Consider the following 20,680-nt stretch of genomic DNA (forward strand, 5'->3'; position numbering starts at 1 on the left):
TGGCGGGCGCAAATTTGTGGCTGCTCAATCCGCAAGGTGTGCTGATGGGCGCGGGTTCCAGCGTCAATGTCAGTGGTTCTTTGCATATTGCCAGTGCTGATTATATTTTGCTGCCGGGTGGTATGCAGTATTCCGCCGATACGTCCAAAGTGTTTATCGCCGTGTCAGGCAATCCGTTGGCTGTAGGCGTTGATCCTGCGCACACTGCAGGTGGTGAAGTGAATTTGCTTGGAGCGCGCATGGATGTCGGTGCAGCGGAAAATTTGTCGCTGGTCGGTGGTCGGGTGCAAGTGGATGGCAGTTATTTGCAGGCATCGTCAGGTAAGGTGCAATTGTTGAGCATCGGCGAGTCTGGCGAAGTGCGTTACAGCGATAATGTATATCAGTCGATTGTCGCTGCGCCTGGAGTGGTGTCGGTGAGCGCGTCGGTGCTGGATGGTCAGGTGGTGACGGTGGCCGATCAGGCTCAACACCTGGCGTTGGCAGAATATCAATTTTCACCGACGCCACTGAGTCTGGCATCGGCAGCAACAGAATTAGCTGTGGGTTCGTGTCAGCCGCGTGGTTTTAGTGGAACACCGGTGGAATTTGAAGTGCGCGAGAAAGAAGACGATACGCACTACTTTATTCGTTACCCCACTCGTGGTGGTAAGGCCAGTGCCGATCGCTCACAGGAATGTGTTCAGCCATGAAAAAATTGATTTGTGGTTTGTTGCTGGTGTTGGCTGGCAGTTGGTGCACATTGGCGCAGTCAGCAGCCTTGGGTGTTTTCAGTGAAAAAAGTTACGCGACCGATAAACTGGAAGTGAAATTTATCGATGTGCAGGGCGGGCATATTTTCCCGCAAGCCTGGTTAAAAAAAGTAGTGTCCCAATACACCGGGCGTAAATTAACCGCCAAGGATATTGCCGAGTTGCAGTCGCGACTGACGCGGTATTATGTCGAGCAAGGTTATGCCACATCCGGGGTGATAGTGCCCGAGCAGGAAGTGACCGACGGGGTTTTGGTGTTGCAGGTGGTGCATGGTCGCATTACCCAGGTTGCGCAGAATCGTACCGAGCAATTGTCCTCATCCTATGTGCAGGAATATTTTCGTCCAGCGATGACTGTGCCGGTGAATGTGCAGGCGTTGAATGAATCGCTGGCGCTGTTGCAAGAACATGAATTGGTCGAACAGGCCAGCGCGAAACTAAAGCCAGGGTCGCGCCTGGGCGAGTCAACATTGCTGGTGGATGTGATTGAGCGCGACGGCGATTTTTACGGCGTGAATCTGGATAATTATCAGTCGCCCAGTATTGGTGCAGCGCACTTGGCGCTGACGGCAGGTCATCGCAATTTGTTGGGCGCGCGCGATCGATTGCAGGCTTCGGTCGGCGCGACTCAGGGCTTGAAAGATTTTTCGCTGAGCTATCGTTTGCCGGTGAGTTTGAGTGATGTCAGTCTGCAAGGCAGTGCACAGGGCAGTGAATATTCGCTGGTGGAAGAGCCTTTCGACGTGGTTGATTTGCAGAGTCGTAGTGCGCGCGCTCAGTTTGGTCTGTATTGGCCGCTCAAACGGGAATTGGCGCAACGCGGCGAGACTTTTTTAAATCTGGAATACACGCGGACCCAACAGCGTTGGTTTGATGTTTACACCGAAAACACCAATAGCAAATCGGCACAATGGGGCGTGAACTGGCAATGGCGATCGTCTGCCGATCGTGCGGCGTTGCAGTTGAAACTTGAGGGCGGCGTGGCAGCGGGCGATGCCGGTGGTGTTGCCACGGAGACGCAAAATTTCCGTTTGGCACAAGTTCAGGGCGTGTATTGGCATTCATTGACTGCTGCGCAGGCGCTGCAATGGCGGGTTAACACCCAGTTGGCTGATGAGTTTGTGCCATCCATCAAACGCTTTTCGTTAGGCGGCGCGACCAGTGTGCGCGGCTATCGGCAGAATCGGTTTGTGCGCGATTCCGGTGTCACCACTAATCTTGAATGGCATTGGTATCCCGGTGCAGGATGGACCTTGTATCCGTTTTTTGATTACGCCCTGGGAATGGAAAGTGACAATGGGCAGATGTCGTTGCCGAATCAGCAACTGTACAGCGCCGGTGTGGGCGTGCGTTGGCAGAAGGCTGGCTTTGACGCCAACCTGATGTGGGGCCAGGCCTTGCAGGATGTTGAATCCGTGGGTAGTGATCCTCAGGACAAAGGCATTTATCTGAGCCTGGGTTACCGCACGCCCTAGTTTGCGCGAGGACTGCCCGCCGATGGGGCTCCAATCATGACTCCCCTCCCGTTATTTGAACGCTGCTATCGCGCCGCCTTGGCGGCGGTCAATGGTCACGCTGCCGTGGCCGCCTATCTGCAAACACACCCGTTACCCCCTGTCCGAGTCGTGGCGCTGGGCAAGGCTGCGCAATCGATGATGTCGGGCGCAGCGGCGGTGCTGGGCGAAAATTTACGCGCGGGTCTGGTGATTACCGGTAGGGAATACTGGGACGAGGCGTTGAGTTTGCCCGAGCAGGTTGTGCGCGTTTGGGGGAATCATCCGGTGCCAGGAGAGGATTCGTTGGCGGCAGGCAGCGCATTAATTGAATTTGTTGCTCAGCCATCCGATATACCGCTGCTGTTTTTGTTGTCTGGCGGCACGTCCAGTCTGGCGGAAGTGTTGGTGGCAGGAGCCGATTTGGCGCTGCTTGCTGACTTGAATCGCTATTTGCTGGGGGCGGGTCTGGACATTGCGACCATGAACGCGGTGCGCCAGCATGTGTCGCAGATCAAAAATGGCCGGTTGCGTCAGCACTTGGCGGCACCCTCGTTTGCCGCGCTGTATATCTCGGATGTGCCGGGTGATGATCTGCGGGTGATTGGCTCGGGGCCGTTGCTGGGCGAGGGCGTGAGTCGATTGGACGACGTGCCGCTGGATGCGGTCTGGAAGCAGCGGCTGCAACGTCTCTCTGTGTCTGCGGTATCGCCTTGGCGTGGTGCGGAGCAGCATGTGCTGGTCGCCAGTCTGGGCACAGCGATTGCCGCCGTGAAAAAACAAGCGCAGGCACTGGGCGTTGATGTGCATGTCCACGAAGAGTTCATCCAGGGCGAAGTTGGGGCGTTGGCGAAGCGCTTGGCGAATACTGCGCAGCAGTTGTCGCAGGGGTTGCATGTCTGGGGCGGCGAACCGCAGGTGATTTTGCCGGCGAACCCTGGTCGAGGCGGCAGAAATCAGCAGTTGGTGTTGAGCACAGCGCGGGAATTGGCAGGGCGTGAACAGGTGTGGCTGTTTTGTGCAGCGACCGATGGTCGGGATGGGCATAGCGAAACGGCAGCAGCCTGGTGCAGTGGTGACACCTGGGCAGAGGCACTGCGCCGGGGATTGCGGCCCGAGGAGGCACTGGCTGGTGCCAACGCGGAGGCGTGTTTGCAACCGCTGGGATGCACTTTACCGGCGGTGGCTTCAGCGACCAATGTGATGGATTTAATCCTGTTCTATAAGGGCAACTTAAACATAGCCCTTTAGACTACAGGCATTCGGCATGGCCCGAGATACGCATTTTGGGAGAGGTCCTGTGGGAGACGAACGTCGCGTTTATGATCGCCAGTTGATCAACAGACAGTTGATTCTTGGTGCATTTGTGCTTGCGCACGCTGGGCGTCAAATCAAGTTTGAAGCGCTGGAAGATGTTTCAATTTCAGGGGTGGGAATCATTATCTCCGAGCGTTTAAACAATGGGGATGGTGTTGAATTGGGTTATCAGCACGAAGAAAAAACCATTACCGTGCGAGGTAAGGTCGTGTGGGTGGTAGATGATAGTCTAGGCTTTCGTACAGGAATCTATTTTGATCCAATCAACGTTCAGGACAATGTCACTTTTTTTATGAATATGCGGGAGTATGTAGAAGATTTCGCCAGATAGATTTTGCTCGCCAAAAGACTGCTCATCCCCCTTTTTTACCTTTCTCTCTCCAAGCTCTCTGCTTGAGTCAACGCTTGTCACCGTAGTGAACGGTAACGGTCCACTTAAAACTACACAAATAGAGTCATTCTAATTTGCTCGGCGTTGTTAAATACACGCTAAAGACTGGGTTTTTGCCACCGATAGAGGTTCAGTATTTTTGGGGTTTATTGTCCAGTGAACCGCTATTCGAGCCAGGATGGGGTAAAAATGACAGCCAAGCGGATGTCTATTTTGTCAGTGTTTGTGATATCGACTGCCGGATCGATATCACTGCTGTTTCCCGTCATCGCCGATAACCTTGCCCTGTTACTGGTAACCAATACGCTGGCAATTACGGCTGCCATGGTGGTGTATGCAAAAATCGGCAACGTGGGACAGGGTTCGTCAACGGTTCCCGTTGTAATGGCAGAGGCGGCAGACAGCAGTGCAGAAAAAAGTCAGGAAGTGGTCAAGGAATTCCTTGACCAGGTATTGCCCATACTGTGTCGCAATATTGAATCCGCACGCGATCTCACTGAAACATCTGTCAAGGATCTGTCTGAGTGCTTTTCAGTGATCCTGATGCGTATCAACCAGACGATGAGCGAATCCAGTGTTAAAAATTCGGGAGCAGATACGTTAACGGCGCTGCTGACATCCAGTCAGGACAGATTGGGAGTGGTGGTTGCTAATCTGGAAATGTTAACCAAAGCCAATGAACCCATTCTGGAAAAAGTAAGAACGTTGGTGGAGTACACCGATGAATTAAAAACAATGGCTGCCGAAGTGGGAGCTATTGCATCACAGACAAATTTGCTGGCGTTGAATGCCTCTATTGAGGCCGCCAGAGCAGGACAAGCGGGGCGTGGCTTTGCAGTGGTTGCCGGGGAAGTGCGTGAGTTGTCAATCATGTCCGGAAAAACCGGAAAACAGATTGGCGAGAAAGTTGAACGAATCAGTGAGTCAATTTCGTCAACGCTGGAAGTGGCGGAAAATTCAAACAGGGAAAAAGATAAGTTGGTTATTGGATCTGAAGGCGCTATTGAAATGGTTCTTGAGGAAATAAAAGAATCGTTTGATGCCATGAGTCAAACCAATGCCTTGCTGAAAGAGGAAAGCAAGGCAATGGCTAAAGATATATCAAATATTCTGGTTGATCTGCAGTTTCAGGATAGAACAAGTCAGGTTTTACGCCAGGTCATGGAAAGTATGGATTATGTTCGCGAAAGAGTTGTCAATAATGCTGACGCTATGAATAGCATCAGTGAAGAAGTGGAAAAAATTGCGAAAGGCTACACGACAGAAGAGCAGCGCAGAAATCACCATAGTTCGGTGGCAGTAAAGGCAGATTCTTCGAGTGATGGTGATATGGTGTTTTTTTAAAGAGAGGAAATGATATGGCAAAGATAATGGTTGTTGATGATTCGGATACTCTAAGGAAAGTAGTTAGTATGGCGCTAGTGTCGGCAGGTTATGAGGTTATCGAGGCATGCGATGGCAAGGATGCGTTGAGCAAGTTAACTGGTGAAAAAATTAATTTAATAATCAGTGATGTCAATATGCCTAACATGGATGGGATTACTTTTGTCAAGGAAGTGAAGAAGCTGGCTAACTACAAGTTTACCCCTATTATCATGCTGACTACCGAATCTGAGGAAGGTAAAAAACAGGAAGGTAAGGATGCGGGAGCAAAGGCTTGGGTGGTTAAACCATTCAAGCCAGATCAGATGTTGGACGCAGTGCAAAAACTAGTTTCTCCATAATCTCAGAGAATATTATGGCAATTATCATAGATCAAGAAATGACGATATATCATGCGGCGGATATATGGAAAATGATTATTGAGAGCATACGTCAGGTTAATAGTGGCGCTGTAAAAATGGATTTGTCGGCTGTGGGAGAAATGGATACCGCAGGGGCGCAATTGTTGTTGATGACAAAAAAGGTGTGCGAAGAAAATAGTTATAAATTTAGCATTGATGATGCCAGTGACCAGGTGTTGTCTAGTCTTATTTTGTTGGGATTAGAAGATTTGGTTAGTGACAGGTGAAGATCGTCAGTGCTGTATACGAGGTGAATTGAAATGAACATGGATGAAGCCAAAGAAGCATTTTCTGTTGAGTGTAGTGAATTGCTGGAAGAAATGGAGTCGGCACTGCTGTGTTTGGAGGCAAGTCCGGATGACGATAGTCAGATTAATGCCATATTTCGGGCGGCACATACCATTAAGGGAACGTCAGGGCTATTTGGTTATGATGATGTAGTTAAATTTACCCATGTTGTAGAAACATTTCTCGACAAGGTGCGCGACAAAAGAGTGGCTATTACCGATGATATTGTAGCTGTTCTGCTGAAGTGTCAGGATCATATGCGTCTGCTGGTTGATCATGTGGTTGCCAATGATAATGCCAGTCTGAGTAGTGAAAATCAGCAGTCAGGTGATGAGCTGAGTCAGCAGTTAACTATGCTGGGTAAGGGTTGTGCTGTTGACGAAAAAGAAAAAGAGGATGAAGTTGTTTTGCCGGTAAATTTGATAGAAATCAATGAAGGCGAAAAGGTGTCTTCGCTTTGCTGGCATATATCAATTCGCTTTGGAAGTAGTGTTTTGGTGAATGGAATGGATCCAATTTCATTCCTAAGATACTTGTCTCGTCTTGGTAAGGTGGTAAGCATATTTTCGGTGACGGATGCTATGCCGAAAACTGAGGAATTTAATCCAGAAAATTGCTGTTTGGGATTTGAAATTCTTCTGAAAGGTGAAACGAGTAAAAAAGAAATTGAGTCTGTATTTGAATTTGTAGTTGACGATTGTCAATTGCACATTGTTCCGCCGCAGGCTGTGTTGGCTCAATATGCTGATCTGATTAGGTCAATGCCAGAATCAGACTTGCGCATTGGAGAAATTCTGGTTGCCAGTGGTGCCTTGACAGAAAAAGAGCTGGAAAGAGCGCTGACGATGCAAAAAGAAAAGTCAGATATTGGTAGTCAGTCACCTAAAATTGGTGACGTTTTGTTGGATAACCAGGATATAGATCCGGTGATTCTGGATGCGGCAATAGAAAAACAAAAAAGTGCGAAAGAGAAAGCCAGTGTTGCAAATCGATCTATTAGGGTTGATGCCGGGAAGCTTGGTGAACAGATAAATTTGGTTGGTGAGTTAGTTATTGCCGGTGCCAGGGCAAGGCTGTTGGCGCGTGGAACCGGTGATGAAGCTTTGATTGAATCAATTTTAGTGATGGAACGATTGGTTGAGCAAATTAGGGATAGCGCTCTTAGGTTGAGGATGGTTCAGATTGGCGAGAGCTTTAAAAAGTTCCAGCGTATTGTCAGGGATGTTAGCAGTGAGTTGCACAAGGATATTCGTTTGGAAATTAGCGGTGAAGAAACCGAACTGGATAAAACTCTGGTAGAGAAAATAGGCGATCCTCTGATGCATCTTGTCAGGAACTCCATGGATCATGGGTTGGAAACGCCTGAGCAGCGTATTGCTGAGGGCAAGGATAAGCAAGGTGTTGTGTCGCTGAATGCTTACCATGACTCGGGAAGTATTGTTATCGAAGTGAAGGATGATGGGCGAGGGCTTTCAAAGGAAAAGATTGTAGCCAAGGCATTGGAAAAGGGCTTGATTACAACGGCAGATGGATTGAGTGAAAGTGATATTTATCAGTTGATATTCGCGCCAGGGTTCTCCACTGCCGAACAGGTGACAAATTTGTCGGGACGTGGCGTTGGAATGGATGTCGTCAAGAAAAATATCCAGGCGGTTAGAGGCACCGTGGACATTGATAGTATTCCAGGGAAAGGGACAACGGTATCAATCAGGTTGCCGCTGACGTTGGCGATCATTGATGGGTTTCTGGTTGATGTGGCTGGAACCTCGTACGTTATTCCGCTGGATACTGTGGTGGAGTGTATTGAATTAACCCAACAGCATGATGATGCGTTTGTTGATCATCAATTCATAAAACTCAGAGGAAGTTTGCTGCCTTATATTCGCTTGAGAGAAACGCTTGGCGGTAATAGGGATAGAAGCCGGAGAGAGAATATTGTTGTTGTTCAGTGTGGTGATCTCAGAGCCGGACTGGTTGTGGATGATCTGATGGGTGAGTTTCAGACTGTTATCAAGCCCATGGGTAAGGTATTTGAAAAATTGCGTGGCGTAAGCGGGGCGACAATATTGGGAAGTGGTGAGGTGGCGATGATTTTAGATGTTACCTCCATCATTAGTCGCGTAAAAGGAATTACGGATAGCTATATTGCGCCAGGTCTGGTTGCTTGATGTGAGCATTGTAATTACTAAGAGGTGCGACGGAATGCGGTTAAGGAACTGTTTTTATATTGGTTTGTTTATGATGTTTTTTCCAGTGATTTTGCTCGCGCAAACTGCGTCTCATGGCGGCAAAGGTAATAAAGCGCATTGGTCATATGATGGTCAAGAGCGGCCAGAAAACTGGGGTAGTTTGTCGGACGACTATCATTTGTGTGCCAAGGGTGAGAATCAGTCACCTGTCAATATTGTTGATGCTGCAGAGCATGAGCTAGATGAATTAAAGATGACGTACGATGACGGCGCATCATCGGTTGTCAATAACGGTCATACCATTCAGGTGAATGCATCTGGCGGTTCGTTAATGGTTGCGGGTAAAAAGTATCAGTTGTTGCAGTACCACTTCCATACTCCAAGCGAGCACAAGATAGACAGTAAATCCGCGCCGATGGAAGTTCACTTTGTACACAAATCCGAAGACGGCCAGTTGGCTGTTGTTGGTGTGATGATGCGCGAAGGACGAGATAGCAGTGGTTTGGATAGAGTTTGGCGAAATATTCCCCGTTCAGAAGGGAAAAGTGTAGGTGTTGAGGGGGATGGAATAATGCCGTCTCATTTGATGCCAAAAAATAAGGAATATTTTTTTTACAACGGATCGTTGACAACGCCTCCATGCAGTGAAGGAGTCAGATGGTTTGTTTTGAAAGATGGTATTGAAGTGTCAGCGTCACAAATTGATCGTTTTAAACAGTTGTTTGCCAAGAATTCTCGGCCAATACAGCCAGTCAATGAACGTCATGTACGTATGATGCAGTAAATTGAGGAATATATAATGAATACGTTTAGAAATTTCAAAGTCGCGACAAAAATGTTCATTGCTCTGGGAATACCATTGACTATGTTGATTTTGGTGGCAGCAGTGTCGGTGGTTAAGGTTTCGTCAATCGAGGATGAAATTCGGGCAGTTGCCGAAACTGATATGCCATTGATCAGCATGATCACCATGCTGAGTGAGAAGCAGTTGGAGGTGAATCTTAATCTTGCCAATGCACTTCGGCATGGTGAATTGATGGGTTCAAGTGAGCGCTCAGCCAGAGGGTTTGCTGAGGCCGAGAAAGCTCTCGAAGAAACCATGGATTCTATTGTTGATGACATGAAGAAGTTGGATGGTTTTATCGCTGATCGATCTTCATTAACACACTCCGATTCGATTGCTGCTGAGTTGAATCGCTTGAAGATTGAGCTTGGGAAAATTGAAAAAGACTTTGAAGAGGTTCATGTCGAGATTAATGGTGTTATTTCCTCCTTTCACAAGGGTGATATTGCCGGTGCGATGTCCAAAGCTGAGCGCGTAGAAAAAATGGATGCTGACATTGATGAGGCGATGAAGGCGATGCTCGCCGAGGTGGAAAAATTCACCGCTGAAGCGGTTGAAACGGCAGACAGGGATGCTGTGGCTGCGGTTAAGTCATCGATTATTTTGTCGCTGATTGCTGTGATTGTTTCTGTGACATTTGGCTGGTTTTTTGTTCAGGGAATCACAAAGCCAATGCGTGAAATGCAGCACCTGGCTGATCGTATGGCGCATGGCGATATCAGTGGTGATTTGCCAGACTTTGGCGGTGATGAAGTAGGAAAGACCGCTGCCTCCATTAATCAGTTTGTTGGCAAGCTACGCTCGACCCTGGAAGAAGTTATCGTGGCGGTGGGTAATATTGCCTCGGCGTCTGAGCAGTTGAGCTCGTCATCACAAACATTGGCCGAGGGTGCCAGTGAGCAGGCTGCCAGCGTTGAAGAAACCAGTGCATCACTGGAGCAAATGACTGCAACGATTGGCCAAAATACGGATAACGCCAAGGCTACGGAAGATATGGCCACCAAGGCGGCAAGACAGGCCGAAGAAGGCGGTGGTGCCGTTCGTGATACGGTCAAGGCAATGCATCAAGTTGCAGAGAAAATCGGCTTCATTGAAGACATTGCTTACAAAACCAATTTGCTGGCACTTAATGCCGCCATTGAAGCTGCTCGTGCCGGTGAGCATGGTAAAGGTTTTGCGGTTGTTGCCGACGAAGTGCGTAAACTGGCTGAACGCAGTCAGGTTTCTGCACAAGAAATCAGTGAGCTGGCGGGTGACAGCGTGAAAGTTGCCGAACGTGCCGGTGGCTTGCTGGAAGAGATTGTTCCCGGAATCAAGAAGACCGCAGATCTGGTGCAGGAAATTTCTGCTTCATCGGCGGAACAGGAAGCCGGCGTCAGTCAAGTAGCTACGGCTATGGAACAGCTTGATAAAGTGTCGCAACAAAGTGCCTCATCGTCTGAGGAGTTATCGGCGACAGCAGAAGAGTTAAGTGCGCAGGCTGAACAGTTGCGTGCTGCGGTGGACTTCTTCAAGTTGGGTGACCGCCAGCCTAAAGTAAAAACCAGAACTTCCTCCGGTGGCGGTGAGCGCAGTAAACCCCGTAATAACACAACGACCAAAGTAATTGAGGATGACTTTGAGCCTATCAAAGGAGTGGGCTGATGGTTCGCATGACGGTCAATGCCTCTGCTGAAGAAGATCGCGGTAAGTATTTGTCGTTCAGCATAGGCAAGGAAAACTTTGCGGTCGATATTTTAGGGGTTCGCGAGATCATTGAATTTTCCGAAGCGGTGGTGACGTCTGTTCCTTTGATGCCCACCGCCATTTTGGGAGTGATGAATCTGCGTGGCAAGGCAGTGCCGGTGGTTGATTTGGGGGCCCGTCTGACGGGTAATTCAGCCACCATATCTCGACGCAGTTGTATCGTGATTACCGAAGCGAGCAATGACCAGTTCAGCATGGAACTAGGGTTGTTGGTTGATTCGGTACGCGAGGTGATGGAAATTCATTCGAATCAATTGGAACCCACCCCCTCCTTTGGTGAAGGCATCAGCACGGAGTTTATTTCCGGCATGGGGCGGGTCGGTGAACGGTTTGTCATGTTGCTGAATATTGGGCGCGTGGTGAGCATGAAGGATTTGATGCAGCTTCGAGGCGAACATCTTAGTCCGGAAAAGGGGGTAGCATGACAGCCGTAGAACAGTTTGGGAATGTTTCGGATTCGTTGGCAGAGTCAGGCTCAGAGAAATATTTATCATTTGTTGCTGATCGTAAAAACTATGGCGTGGCGATTTGCCGCATCAAAGAAATCATTGAGCAGTGCTCAGTGACTCGAGTCCCCTTGTCGCCAGATTATATTCGCGGAGTGATTAATTTGCGTGGTCGCGTGGTTCCTGTGGTGGATTTGTCCGCTAGATTGGGCGGGCCAGTGACGCAGGTTGGAAAGCGAAGCTGCATAGTTATCGTTGAAGTTCTGGCCGAAGAAGAATCCGTAGAAATTGGTTTTATGGTGGACGGTGTGACTGAGGTTGTGTCACTGAATGATGATCTTGTTGAGACTGCGCCATCTTTCGGACTGAATTTGCGACCGGACTTTGTGAGCGGCATGGGAAAAACCGACAGTGGCGTGATGGTGTTACTGAATGTAGAAACTGTTTTGTCGGTAAATGAGTTGGCTGATGCGTGTGAGCAGCACTCTACGCAAATCGTACGTGGTGCAGCTTGACGTTGACTGAGGCAGGATGAAGTGTGGTAACAGAAACGATCAGTGACGCAGAGTTTAGTCGAATACAGCAAGTGATGTTTGAGCGAGTGGGTGTGACTATTGGCTCAGCCAAGCGTGCGCTGGTGGTTGGGCGTTTGTCGCGTCGTCTACGGCATTTCAATTTGAAATCATATACTGAATATTTGAAGTTAGTAGAGCGCCAGGGATCGGAAGGCGAATGGCAAGTTATGATGGATTTGCTGACTACTCACGAGACCTATTTTTTTCGCGAGCCCAAGCATTTTGAATTCCTGAATAGAGTTATCAAAGAACGCTCTAGCCGACGCGAGACTTTTCGTGTGTGGAGTGCCGCGTGTTCCAGTGGGGAGGAAGCGTATAGTATTGCCATGACGCTGGCTGATTCGGCAGTTTCCCTGGATTGGCAGGTGTTTGCCAGCGATGTTAGTCGTCGCATGGTCGATGAATCTCGTCAGGGGGTCTATCCTCAAAGTCGGGTAGCCAAGGTCTCACCAAGTGTTCTTGAGCGTCATTTCTTACGCGGAGTGCGTAGTCAGGCAGGAAATTATTTGGTGTCTGCCGATTTGCGCAAGCGCATGGAATTTCACCAGATGAATTTGAACGAAAATATCGATAGTGAAGTAGGCCATTTTGATTTTATTTTTTTACGCAACGTATTGATCTATTTTAATGCGGAACAGAAAAAACAAATTGTGAAACGACTGGTGGCGCATCTTAAATATAACGGGTACTTGTTGGTGGGCCATTCCGAAACGCTGAACGGTGTCTCTGATGCAGTTGTGGCGACGGCTCCGTCCATTTATCAACGGCGCAGTGTGGCTAGTTCGCAGCAAGTTGCGGGCATGAATGGTTGATGTTTTCAGGAAAGATGGCATGACGAAAACCAAAGTGTTGATCGTGGATGATTCTGCGGTAGTTAGACAAGTGCTCAGTTCCATTTTGAACAAAGATCCTTCGCTGGAAGTGATAGGTGCGGTTGTTGACCCGATTTTGGCGATGAAGCGCATGGAAATGGATTGGCCCGATGTGATCGTATTGGACATCGAAATGCCGCGCATGGATGGAATTACGTTTTTAACGCAGATTATGCAGCAGCGGCCAACGCCGGTGGTTATTTGTTCGACCCTGACTGAAAAAGGCACGGAAACGGCCATGCAGGCCATGGCGGCTGGTGCGGTTGATATTGTCACCAAGCCCAAAATCGGGTTGAAAGATTTTTTTGAGGAAGAAGCATCCATGCTGGTCCAAGCTGTCAAAGGGGCGGCCAAAGGGCGCTTGATGGCCATGCGCCAATTGGCGGCTAAGCGTGCTGGAACGATGCGTCCAGCACCCGTGTTGAAAACAGCCCCGTCGCGCGAAGGTGCAATGGCCCGAACTACCCAGGGCGTGGTTGCGATTGGAACCTCGACGGGGGGGACGCAGGCGCTGGAGTTGGTGCTGAGTTCGTTGCCATTGGGGGCGCCAGGAATTGTGGTGGTGCAGCACATGCCGGAAAAGTTTACCGCCGCATTTGCTCAGCGGTTGGATAGTTTGTGTGAGCTGGAAGTGATGGAGGCCAAGGACGGCGATCATGTGATTCCCGGTCGGGTGTTGATCGCACCCGGTGGTCGACACATGCGCCTGCAGCGCAGCGGCGCCCGCTATTGCGTCGAGGTTTTCGATGGTCCGCAGGTGAACCGTCATCGGCCTTCGGTGGATGTGTTATTTCGTTCGGTGACCAAGGTGGCTGGGCAAAATGCCCTGGGGGTGATCATGACCGGCATGGGTGATGATGGTGCACACGCCATGAAGGAAATGCATGATAGAGGTATACATACCATTGCCCAAAACGAGGAGACCTGCGTGGTTTACGGCATGCCAGCTGAAGCCGTCAAATTACAGGCGGTGGACGATATTGTGCCATTGGACGATATTTCCAGTCACATCATGCGCTTTGGTTCCAGGCACGGCGTTTTATGATCGAAAATCATGGTCGGGGCCGGGGCCCTGGCCGCATTTTGTTTGCAACAGCTATTGCGACTGTTTGATATAATCGCCGGGTTTGTCACTTTCAAACTTAAGGTGAATTATGGCTGTTGCCTATCCTGGATTACCTGTGTTGTTGCCTGTTGCGGGGGTGCGTGTAGCTACCGTTGCGGCGGGAATCAAGTACGCCGATCGCCGTGATCTGGTGCTGTTCGAATTGTGCGAAGGTTCGACCGTCGCAGGCGTGTTTACCCGTAACGCGTTTTGCGCGGCACCGGTGGTTCGCAGCCGGGATCATCTGGCCGAAGCCACGCCCCGTTATTGGCTGATCAATACCGGCAACGCCAACGCCGGCACCGGCGAAAAAGGCGCGCAGGACGCGCTGCACACCTGCGAGCAGTTGGCCAAGGTTGCCGGCTGTGCGACCAATCAAGTCTTGCCATTTTCAACCGGCGTCATCGGGGAACCCCTGCCAGTGGCTAAAATCGTCGCCGCCATGCCCAAACTGCTGGGCGCGTTGACGGCGGACGGCTGGAAGGACGCAGCCCATGGCATTATGACCACCGATACCGTGCCCAAAGGTGCCACCCGGGAAGTTGTCATCGGTGGCAAAACCGTGCGTTTTACCGGTATCTCCAAAGGGGCGGGCATGATTCGCCCCAACATGGCGACCATGCTGGGTTTTGTTGCCTGTGACGCCGCGGTCGAAGCCTCAACGCTGCAGTTGGCCCTGAGCCGTGCCGCCGACAAATCATTTAACTGCATCACCATCGACGGTGACACCTCGACCAATGATTCCTGCATGCTGGTGGCAACCGGCCGTGCGGGTAATGCGCTGATTGATGACCACAACAGTGACGACTACGCCATTTTTGAGGAAACCCTGATCAGCATTTGCGAAGAATTGGCCAAGCTGATCGTGCGTGATGGCGAAGGTGCGACCAAGTTTATTACCGTCAACGTCAACCAGGGCATTAACGAAGTAGAGTGCGAAGAAATCGCCTACGCCATCGCCCATTCTCCGTTAGTCAAAACGGCATTTTTTGCCTCTGATCCCAATTGGGGACGAATTTTGGCGGCGATTGGTCGCGCCAATGTGCCGGCATTGGATCTGGACACGATCGATGTGTACCTTGATGATGTTTGCATCGTCCGCAACGGTGGTCGTGCGGCGGACTATACCGAGCAGGCGGGACAGACGGTCATGAAGCGCCAGGAAATTACCATTCGTGTTGAGCTGGGGCGGGGAAGTATGTCGGCGACGGTTTGGACCTGTGACTTCTCATACGACTACGTGCGAATCAACGCCGAATATCGCAGTTGATCTTGGGGTCAATGGCTCAGCGTCCCTTGCCAAACGGCTGGGGCGCTGAGGCGCAAACTGGACGAGACACGTCCAAACAATCAATAAGATAGAGGCAGCCATGCAAGTGATGTTAGCCAATCCCCGAGGATTCTGTGCCGGGGTTGATCGGGCCATTGAAATCGTTGAACGTGCCTTGGAACTGTTCGGTGCGCCCATTTATGTGCGTCACGAGGTGGTGCATAACAAATTTGTAGTCGACGGATTGCGCGCCAAGGGCGCGGTGTTTGTTGATGAACTGGATGAAGTGCCTGACGACCAAACGGTGATTTTCAGCGCCCATGGTGTGTCGCAGGCGGTGCGTGCCGAGGCGGATCGCCGCGGGCTGAGAGTGTTTGATGCCACCTGTCCTCTGGTGACTAAAGTGCACCTGGAAGTGGCTCGCCACCAACGGTCGGACAAGGAAATTATCCTGATCGGTCATGCCGGACATCCAGAAGTGGAAGGGACGCTGGGCCAGTTCAACGAGCATCTGCGCAAGGGGGCCATTTATCTGGTAGAGACTCCCGAGGATGTAGCGACCCTGCAGGTCAATGACCCGGACAATTTGTGCTATGTCAGTCAGACGACCTTGTCGATGGATGATACTGCCGAAGTCATCGCCGCGTTGCGCGCGCGTTTTCCCAGCATCGAAGGGCCGAAAAAAGATGACATTTGTTATGCCACGCAAAATCGACAGGAAGCGGTCAAAGAACTTGCGCAGCGTTGCCAGGTGATTCTGGTAGTGGGTTCGCCCAATAGCTCAAACTCCAATCGCCTGCGTGAAGTGGCCGAGCGGGCCGGAGCACGCGCCTACCTGATTGATAACTCTCAGGCGATTGATCTGGCCTGGTTTGGGGCATCTGATACGGTGGGCGTGACTGCTGGTGCTTCTGCGCCGGAGGTGTTGGTCAAGCAGGTCATTGAGCGGCTGAAATCTGCCGGTGTGGTTGGCGTGGAGGAGCTTAAAGGCCGCGAGGAAAACGTGGTTTTTGCCTTACCCAGAGAGTTAAAACCACAGCAGGCATAATCCTTTCTGAACACCTATTTGGCCGGGTGATTTGCCCGGCAGTCCTTTGAAAAGCCGCAATTGCGGCTTTTTCTCGTTTTAGCCTTAAGAAAAAAAATAGCTGTGTCGATACGCGCCCTAGGGAAGTCAAAACTGTGCGGTTTGATTTTTTGCATGGCACGCTTTTTTCATTCAAAGAAAAAGGCGACAGATGTGACAAAGGTCGAATGCGGAGGTCCGTATGGACGAGCAACACGAGCCTGAACAGGTCGAGTCAAAGCAAGTTAAAAAAATGGTCATCACCTGCGAGTCCAACGTGGACATCAGCGTAGCCAAAGATTTTTACGAATTGCTAATGCAGGCATTAGCAGAAAGACAGCTGGTAGAAATTGACGCATCACAAGTGGAGCGAGTGGATGGCTCCATTCTGCAACTGTTATATGCCTTTTGGAAAGAGGCGGGCCAAATTGGACTGCCCGTTAGTTTCAAGGCGGCATCAACATCGTTTGTAACTTCAGCCAGATTATTGGGTATGGATAAGTCGATGAACTTATCCTGAAGAAGTGTGCGTTTTATTTGCAGGATGCAACTGCCGATAGGTCTAAAAGCAAAGTGTTAGGAGATGGAGAATGGCAAAGATTCTTGCTGTAGATGACTCAGCTTCCATGAGACAAATGGTGGCTTTCACCCTCAAAGGAGCTGGGCATGAAGTGGTCGAAGCAGGCGATGGTGTGCAGGCGTTGGCCGTGGCCAAAAATGGAAAAGTTGATCTGGTGCTAACCGACGTCAATATGCCCAACATGGATGGCATCACCCTGATCAAAGAATTGCGTGCGTTGCCCGCATACAAATTTGTACCGATCTTGACGCTGACCACGGAATCCGGCCAGGACAAAAAAATGGAAGGAAAAACGGCAGGTGCGACCGGATGGATAGTTAAGCCGTTCAGTCCAGACCAATTATTGGCGACGATAAAAAAAGTGCTGGGGTAATCGGCCATGACGGTGGATATGTCACAGTTCTACCAGACCTTCTTCGAAGAGAGCTTCGAAGGTCTGGATAACATGGAAGCAAGTTTGCTTACGCTGCAGGACGGCGAAGCCGATCTTGAAACCGTCAACACCATATTCCGTGCGGCACATTCCATCAAGGGTGGAGCTGCAACGTTTGGATTTGATGCGGTGTCTTCATTCACTCACGTGATGGAAACGCTGCTTGATCAGGTGCGCGGCGGCGAGCGTATGGTAACGCAGCCCATGATTGACCTGCTTTTAAAATCAGGTGATGCACTACGCGATATGTTGGCAGCGACGCGTGATGGAACTGAGTATGACGTTGCCAACGTCAAAGGCATAAAATCTCAACTCGAAGCCATGCTGCATGGCGGTCATGAAGCGGCGAATACTACGCCGGCAAGTGCGTTGGTTGCGGCACCCGAAGCAGCAGAAGCGCCATCTATGATAGAGGGCTGGCATATCAAATGTCATCCCCATGAACACATGATGCGTACCGGTAATGATCCGGTTCGCTTGTTTCGCGAAATTTCCGTGCTTGGTGAATTGACTGTTGAACTGGATGACAGCGGTTTGCCTCCGCTGGCAGAAATTGATCCGGAAAATTCCTATCTAAGCTGGAATTTGACCCTGATGGGCGATGTTGATCGCTCGCAGATCAATGAAGTGTTCGAATGGGTTGATGATGATTGTGACATTGGTTTGACTGTTATTGGCTCGGAAGAAAAATCCGCACCGATGACACCTGTAGCTGAAGTTGCATCGGTAGCTGAGGTTGTGTCAGAAGAAGCGCCGAATACGGTTGCTCCAGCGCCGGTTGCATCGGCACCCCCCGCGCCTGTGGTTTCACCCTCGGCACCGGTTGTAGCACCAGCTGTGGCTGCCGCAGTAGACAGTGCTGCAGCCAAAGTTGCTGAAAAGCGCAAAGTAGCTGCTGCCTCCGGCGATACCGGCTCCATTCGCGTTAGCACCGATAAAATTGATGCATTGATCAATATGGTGGGTGAGCTGGTTATCACTCAGTCGATGTTGAGTCAGTGGGGTGATGCGGATAATGATCAAATCAAAGACACAGAAAAATTACGCGATGGCCTGGCCCAATTAGAAAGAAATACGCGGGAGCTGCAGGAAAGCGTGATGCGTATCCGGATGCTGCCGATCAGCTTTGTTTTCCAGCGTTTTCCCCGCATGGTGCGTGATCTTGCGCAAAAACTGGGCAAGGAAGTCGAACTTAAATTATCCGGTGAGCAAACTGAATTGGATAAAACCGTCATGGAGAAAATCGGTGATCCGATGGTGCACCTAGTGCGCAATTCCATGGATCACGGTATTGAGCGGCCTGACGTACGCAAGGCGGCTGGTAAAGATCCGGTCGGTACTGTGCACCTCGATGCCTATCATCAGGGCGGTAATATCGTGATCGAAATTACCGATGATGGTGCGGGTTTAAATCGGCAACGAATCAAACAGAAAGCAATTGAGCGTGGAGTGATCGCTGAAACCGATGAATTGAGCGATGAACGAATTCATGAGCTGATTTTTGAACCAGGATTTTCAACTGCCGCCGAAGTCAGTGATGTCTCAGGGCGCGGCGTGGGCATGGATGTGGTCCGACGCAATATTCGTGAACTGGGCGGAAGCATCGAAATCCATTCCAAAGATGGTGAAGGAAGCAAATTCACGATTCGCTTGCCATTGACGTTGGCTATTCTGGACGGGCAGTTGGTTCGTGTTGGTAACGATACCTACATTATTCCACTAGTGTCGATTATCGAATCTCTGCAAGTTAGTCGAGATCGGGTGAATGCAATTGCTGCCAAATCAGAATTGTACAAATTGCGTGATGAATATATCCCGGTGGTGAGATTGTACGAAGTGTTTGGGCGGAAATCTGAGCACACGGATTTATCCAAAGGCTTGTTAGTTGTTGTTGAAGGTGATGGTCAACGAGTTGGCGTGTTTGTTGATGATCTGTTGGGGCAACAACAGGTGGTTATTAAGAGTTTGGAAACCAATTTTAGGCGTGTTGATGGCATCTCCGGGGCAACCATTCTGGGTGATGGAACGGTTGCGCTGATTCTGGATGTGGGAGGACTGATCAGTCTTTCCAAGGATAAAAATGTCAGTAAGCGTCGTGCCGATGGTGGCAATGCCAATAATCAAGACGCGCAACAGGCTGTGGCGTAACGTGGGAGAGCATCAATGAATGCGGTATCACAGGATATAGAGTTAGAACTGCAAGGTGACTCCAATGGGGAGCAATATCTAACCTTCATTATGGCCAATGAAGAATACGGCGTAGATATTTTGCGGGTTCAGGAAATTCGTGGTTGGGATCATGTGACACCTATTCCGAATACACCATCATACATCAAGGGTGTAATAAATTTGCGCGGTTCTATCGTTCCCATTATCGAACTGCGCTCTCGCTTTGGTATTGGCAGTCAGGAATATGGTCCAACTACGGTTGTTATCGTGCTTCGTGTAATCACGGATGCTGGTGAGCGAATTATGGGAATAGTGGTTGATGCTGTTTCCGATGTGTACAACATTTCAGCCGAAGACATGAAGGATCCACCTGACTTTGGATCGATGGTCAGTATTGATTATGTGAAAGGGTTGACTTCAGTGGATGAGAAAATGGTCATTATCCTGGATATTGATCGCTTGATGAATTGCACAGGCTAAACGCGTTGGTGTTGGGGCGAAAAACATGAGCAGAGTGATCGCAGTTATGAATCAAAAGGGCGGGGTTGGTAAGACAACCACCTCGTTGAATCTTGCTCATGGTTTGGCAAAGCTTGGCAAACGTGTACTGCTGCTGGATATTGATCCTCAAGCACATTTGAGTGCCAGCTTTGGTATGCATGGTCTGGGTATGAGCGGCATGGATGCAGTCATGCTGGATGATGAAAAACTCGATGATGTGTGCATGAATGTTCGCGACGGATTGAGTTTGGTGCCTGCTGGCGATCGTCTTGGAGAATTGGAGTTCGTCAGTGCCGGTGGAGCTTCACGCGGATATCGTCTTGGTCGTGCGATTATGGCCAGTGAACAATCCTGGGATTTTATTATTATAGACTGTCCACCTTCGACCGGGCTGTTGGGAATGAATTGTTTGTTGGCCGCTGAGGAATTGCTGATTCCGGTATCCAGTGATTATCTAGCGCTGCATGGTTTGTCTCGACTGGTCAGTATTATAAATAACATTGAAGAGCGCTTGAATCGGAATACGCGCAAATGGCTGGTGGTGACGCGCTTCCAGCAGCGCCGTCGATTGGCTCGCAATGTTCTTGAAAAATTATTGGAGTATTTCCCTGGTCAAGTATTGAAAACTGTCATTCGTGAAAGTGTTTCGTTGGCGGAAAGCCCAGGGTTTGGAAAAACAATATTCGATTATCGAAAATCAAGTCACGGGGCAGAGGATTATTTGTCTCTGGCAAGAAATATCATTGATGAGCAGGTGATGCATGATCACAAAGTCGAACACGAAACGGCATGAAGTGACTGCAGCGCCGACAAACAAAGAGCTGTTGCTGGATGCTCGCATAAAGGGATCGAAAAAGAA

Annotated in this window: 21 protein-coding genes; all 21 read left to right on the top strand. The window is 49.9% G+C overall.

What is annotated here, in order from left to right; all coding sequences use genetic code 11:
- On the top strand, nt 1–692 hold a 692-nt coding region (locus tag OEW58_06235; protein ID MDH5300945.1), incomplete at its 5' end, for a hypothetical protein.
- A complete protein-coding gene (locus OEW58_06240) occupies nt 689–2,227 on the top strand; it encodes a BamA/TamA family outer membrane protein (protein ID MDH5300946.1) in 1,539 nt (512 codons plus the stop codon). The genes OEW58_06235 and OEW58_06240, both read left to right, overlap by 4 nt.
- A 36-nt stretch (nt 2,228–2,263) precedes the next feature.
- Nucleotides 2,264–3,496: a DUF4147 domain-containing protein gene (locus OEW58_06245; protein ID MDH5300947.1), complete on the top strand. Its 1,233-nt coding sequence runs from the start codon at nt 2,264–2,266 to the stop codon at nt 3,494–3,496.
- 49 nt (nt 3,497–3,545) lie between these two features.
- On the top strand, nt 3,546–3,893 hold the full coding sequence (locus OEW58_06250) for a PilZ domain-containing protein (GenBank protein MDH5300948.1): 348 nt from the start codon (nt 3,546–3,548) through the stop codon (nt 3,891–3,893).
- Between the two features lie 249 nt (nt 3,894–4,142).
- Nucleotides 4,143–5,297 (top strand): methyl-accepting chemotaxis protein, encoded by a 1,155-nt coding sequence (locus OEW58_06255; protein MDH5300949.1) that lies wholly within the window; start codon nt 4,143–4,145, stop codon nt 5,295–5,297.
- A 14-nt stretch (nt 5,298–5,311) separates the two neighbouring features.
- The gene (locus OEW58_06260) at nt 5,312–5,677 is read left to right on the top strand and encodes a response regulator (protein MDH5300950.1); all 366 of its coding nucleotides are present in this window, start codon (nt 5,312–5,314) and stop codon (nt 5,675–5,677) included.
- A gap of 14 nt (nt 5,678–5,691) precedes the next feature.
- Nucleotides 5,692–5,964 carry an STAS domain-containing protein gene (locus OEW58_06265; protein MDH5300951.1) on the top strand — a complete coding sequence of 91 codons (273 nt, stop codon included), beginning with the start codon at nt 5,692–5,694 and terminating at the stop codon, nt 5,962–5,964.
- 33 nt (nt 5,965–5,997) lie between these two features.
- Nucleotides 5,998–8,193, top strand: coding sequence for a chemotaxis protein CheA (locus OEW58_06270; GenBank protein MDH5300952.1), 2,196 nt, complete (start codon nt 5,998–6,000; stop codon nt 8,191–8,193).
- A gap of 1 nt (nt 8,194) precedes the next feature.
- Complete coding sequence (locus tag OEW58_06275; protein ID MDH5300953.1) at nt 8,195–8,998, top strand: carbonic anhydrase family protein; 804 nt, start codon at nt 8,195–8,197, stop codon at nt 8,996–8,998.
- Nucleotides 8,999–9,013: 15 nt separating this feature from the next.
- Nucleotides 9,014–10,702 carry a methyl-accepting chemotaxis protein gene (locus OEW58_06280; GenBank protein ID MDH5300954.1) on the top strand — a complete coding sequence of 563 codons (1,689 nt, stop codon included), beginning with the start codon at nt 9,014–9,016 and terminating at the stop codon, nt 10,700–10,702.
- Complete coding sequence (locus tag OEW58_06285) at nt 10,702–11,229, top strand: chemotaxis protein CheW (protein ID MDH5300955.1); 528 nt, start codon at nt 10,702–10,704, stop codon at nt 11,227–11,229. The genes OEW58_06280 and OEW58_06285 overlap by 1 nt, the downstream gene beginning before the upstream one ends.
- Nucleotides 11,226–11,765 carry a chemotaxis protein CheW gene (locus OEW58_06290; GenBank protein ID MDH5300956.1) on the top strand — a complete coding sequence of 180 codons (540 nt, stop codon included), beginning with the start codon at nt 11,226–11,228 and terminating at the stop codon, nt 11,763–11,765. The genes OEW58_06285 and OEW58_06290 overlap by 4 nt, the downstream gene beginning before the upstream one ends.
- A 23-nt stretch (nt 11,766–11,788) precedes the next feature.
- Nucleotides 11,789–12,637, top strand: coding sequence for a protein-glutamate O-methyltransferase CheR (locus OEW58_06295; GenBank protein MDH5300957.1), 849 nt, complete (start codon nt 11,789–11,791; stop codon nt 12,635–12,637).
- 19 nt (nt 12,638–12,656) lie between these two features.
- Nucleotides 12,657–13,742, top strand: a complete 1,086-nt coding sequence (locus OEW58_06300; protein ID MDH5300958.1) for a chemotaxis response regulator protein-glutamate methylesterase — start codon at nt 12,657–12,659, stop codon at nt 13,740–13,742.
- A 109-nt stretch (nt 13,743–13,851) separates the two neighbouring features.
- Nucleotides 13,852–15,072: a bifunctional glutamate N-acetyltransferase/amino-acid acetyltransferase ArgJ gene (gene argJ / locus OEW58_06305; protein ID MDH5300959.1), complete on the top strand. Its 1,221-nt coding sequence runs from the start codon at nt 13,852–13,854 to the stop codon at nt 15,070–15,072.
- An 88-nt stretch (nt 15,073–15,160) separates the two neighbouring features.
- Nucleotides 15,161–16,120 carry a 4-hydroxy-3-methylbut-2-enyl diphosphate reductase gene (ispH, locus tag OEW58_06310; protein ID MDH5300960.1) on the top strand — a complete coding sequence of 320 codons (960 nt, stop codon included), beginning with the start codon at nt 15,161–15,163 and terminating at the stop codon, nt 16,118–16,120.
- A 220-nt stretch (nt 16,121–16,340) separates the two neighbouring features.
- Nucleotides 16,341–16,658 (top strand): STAS domain-containing protein, encoded by a 318-nt coding sequence (locus OEW58_06315; protein MDH5300961.1) that lies wholly within the window; start codon nt 16,341–16,343, stop codon nt 16,656–16,658.
- A 70-nt stretch (nt 16,659–16,728) separates the two neighbouring features.
- Nucleotides 16,729–17,091, top strand: coding sequence for a response regulator (locus tag OEW58_06320; protein MDH5300962.1), 363 nt, complete (start codon nt 16,729–16,731; stop codon nt 17,089–17,091).
- Between the two features lie 6 nt (nt 17,092–17,097).
- On the top strand, nt 17,098–19,299 hold the full coding sequence (locus OEW58_06325; protein MDH5300963.1) for a chemotaxis protein CheA: 2,202 nt from the start codon (nt 17,098–17,100) through the stop codon (nt 19,297–19,299).
- A gap of 15 nt (nt 19,300–19,314) precedes the next feature.
- Nucleotides 19,315–19,800, top strand: coding sequence for a chemotaxis protein CheW (locus tag OEW58_06330; protein MDH5300964.1), 486 nt, complete (start codon nt 19,315–19,317; stop codon nt 19,798–19,800).
- Nucleotides 19,801–19,825: 25 nt separating this feature from the next.
- Entirely contained in the window at nt 19,826–20,614 is a 789-nt protein-coding gene (locus OEW58_06335) for a ParA family protein (protein MDH5300965.1), read from the top strand.
- Nucleotides 20,615–20,680: the final 66 nt, after the last annotated feature.

The organism is Gammaproteobacteria bacterium (assembly GCA_029884425.1).
GTDB lineage: Bacteria > Pseudomonadota > Gammaproteobacteria > S012-40 > S012-40 > JAOUHV01.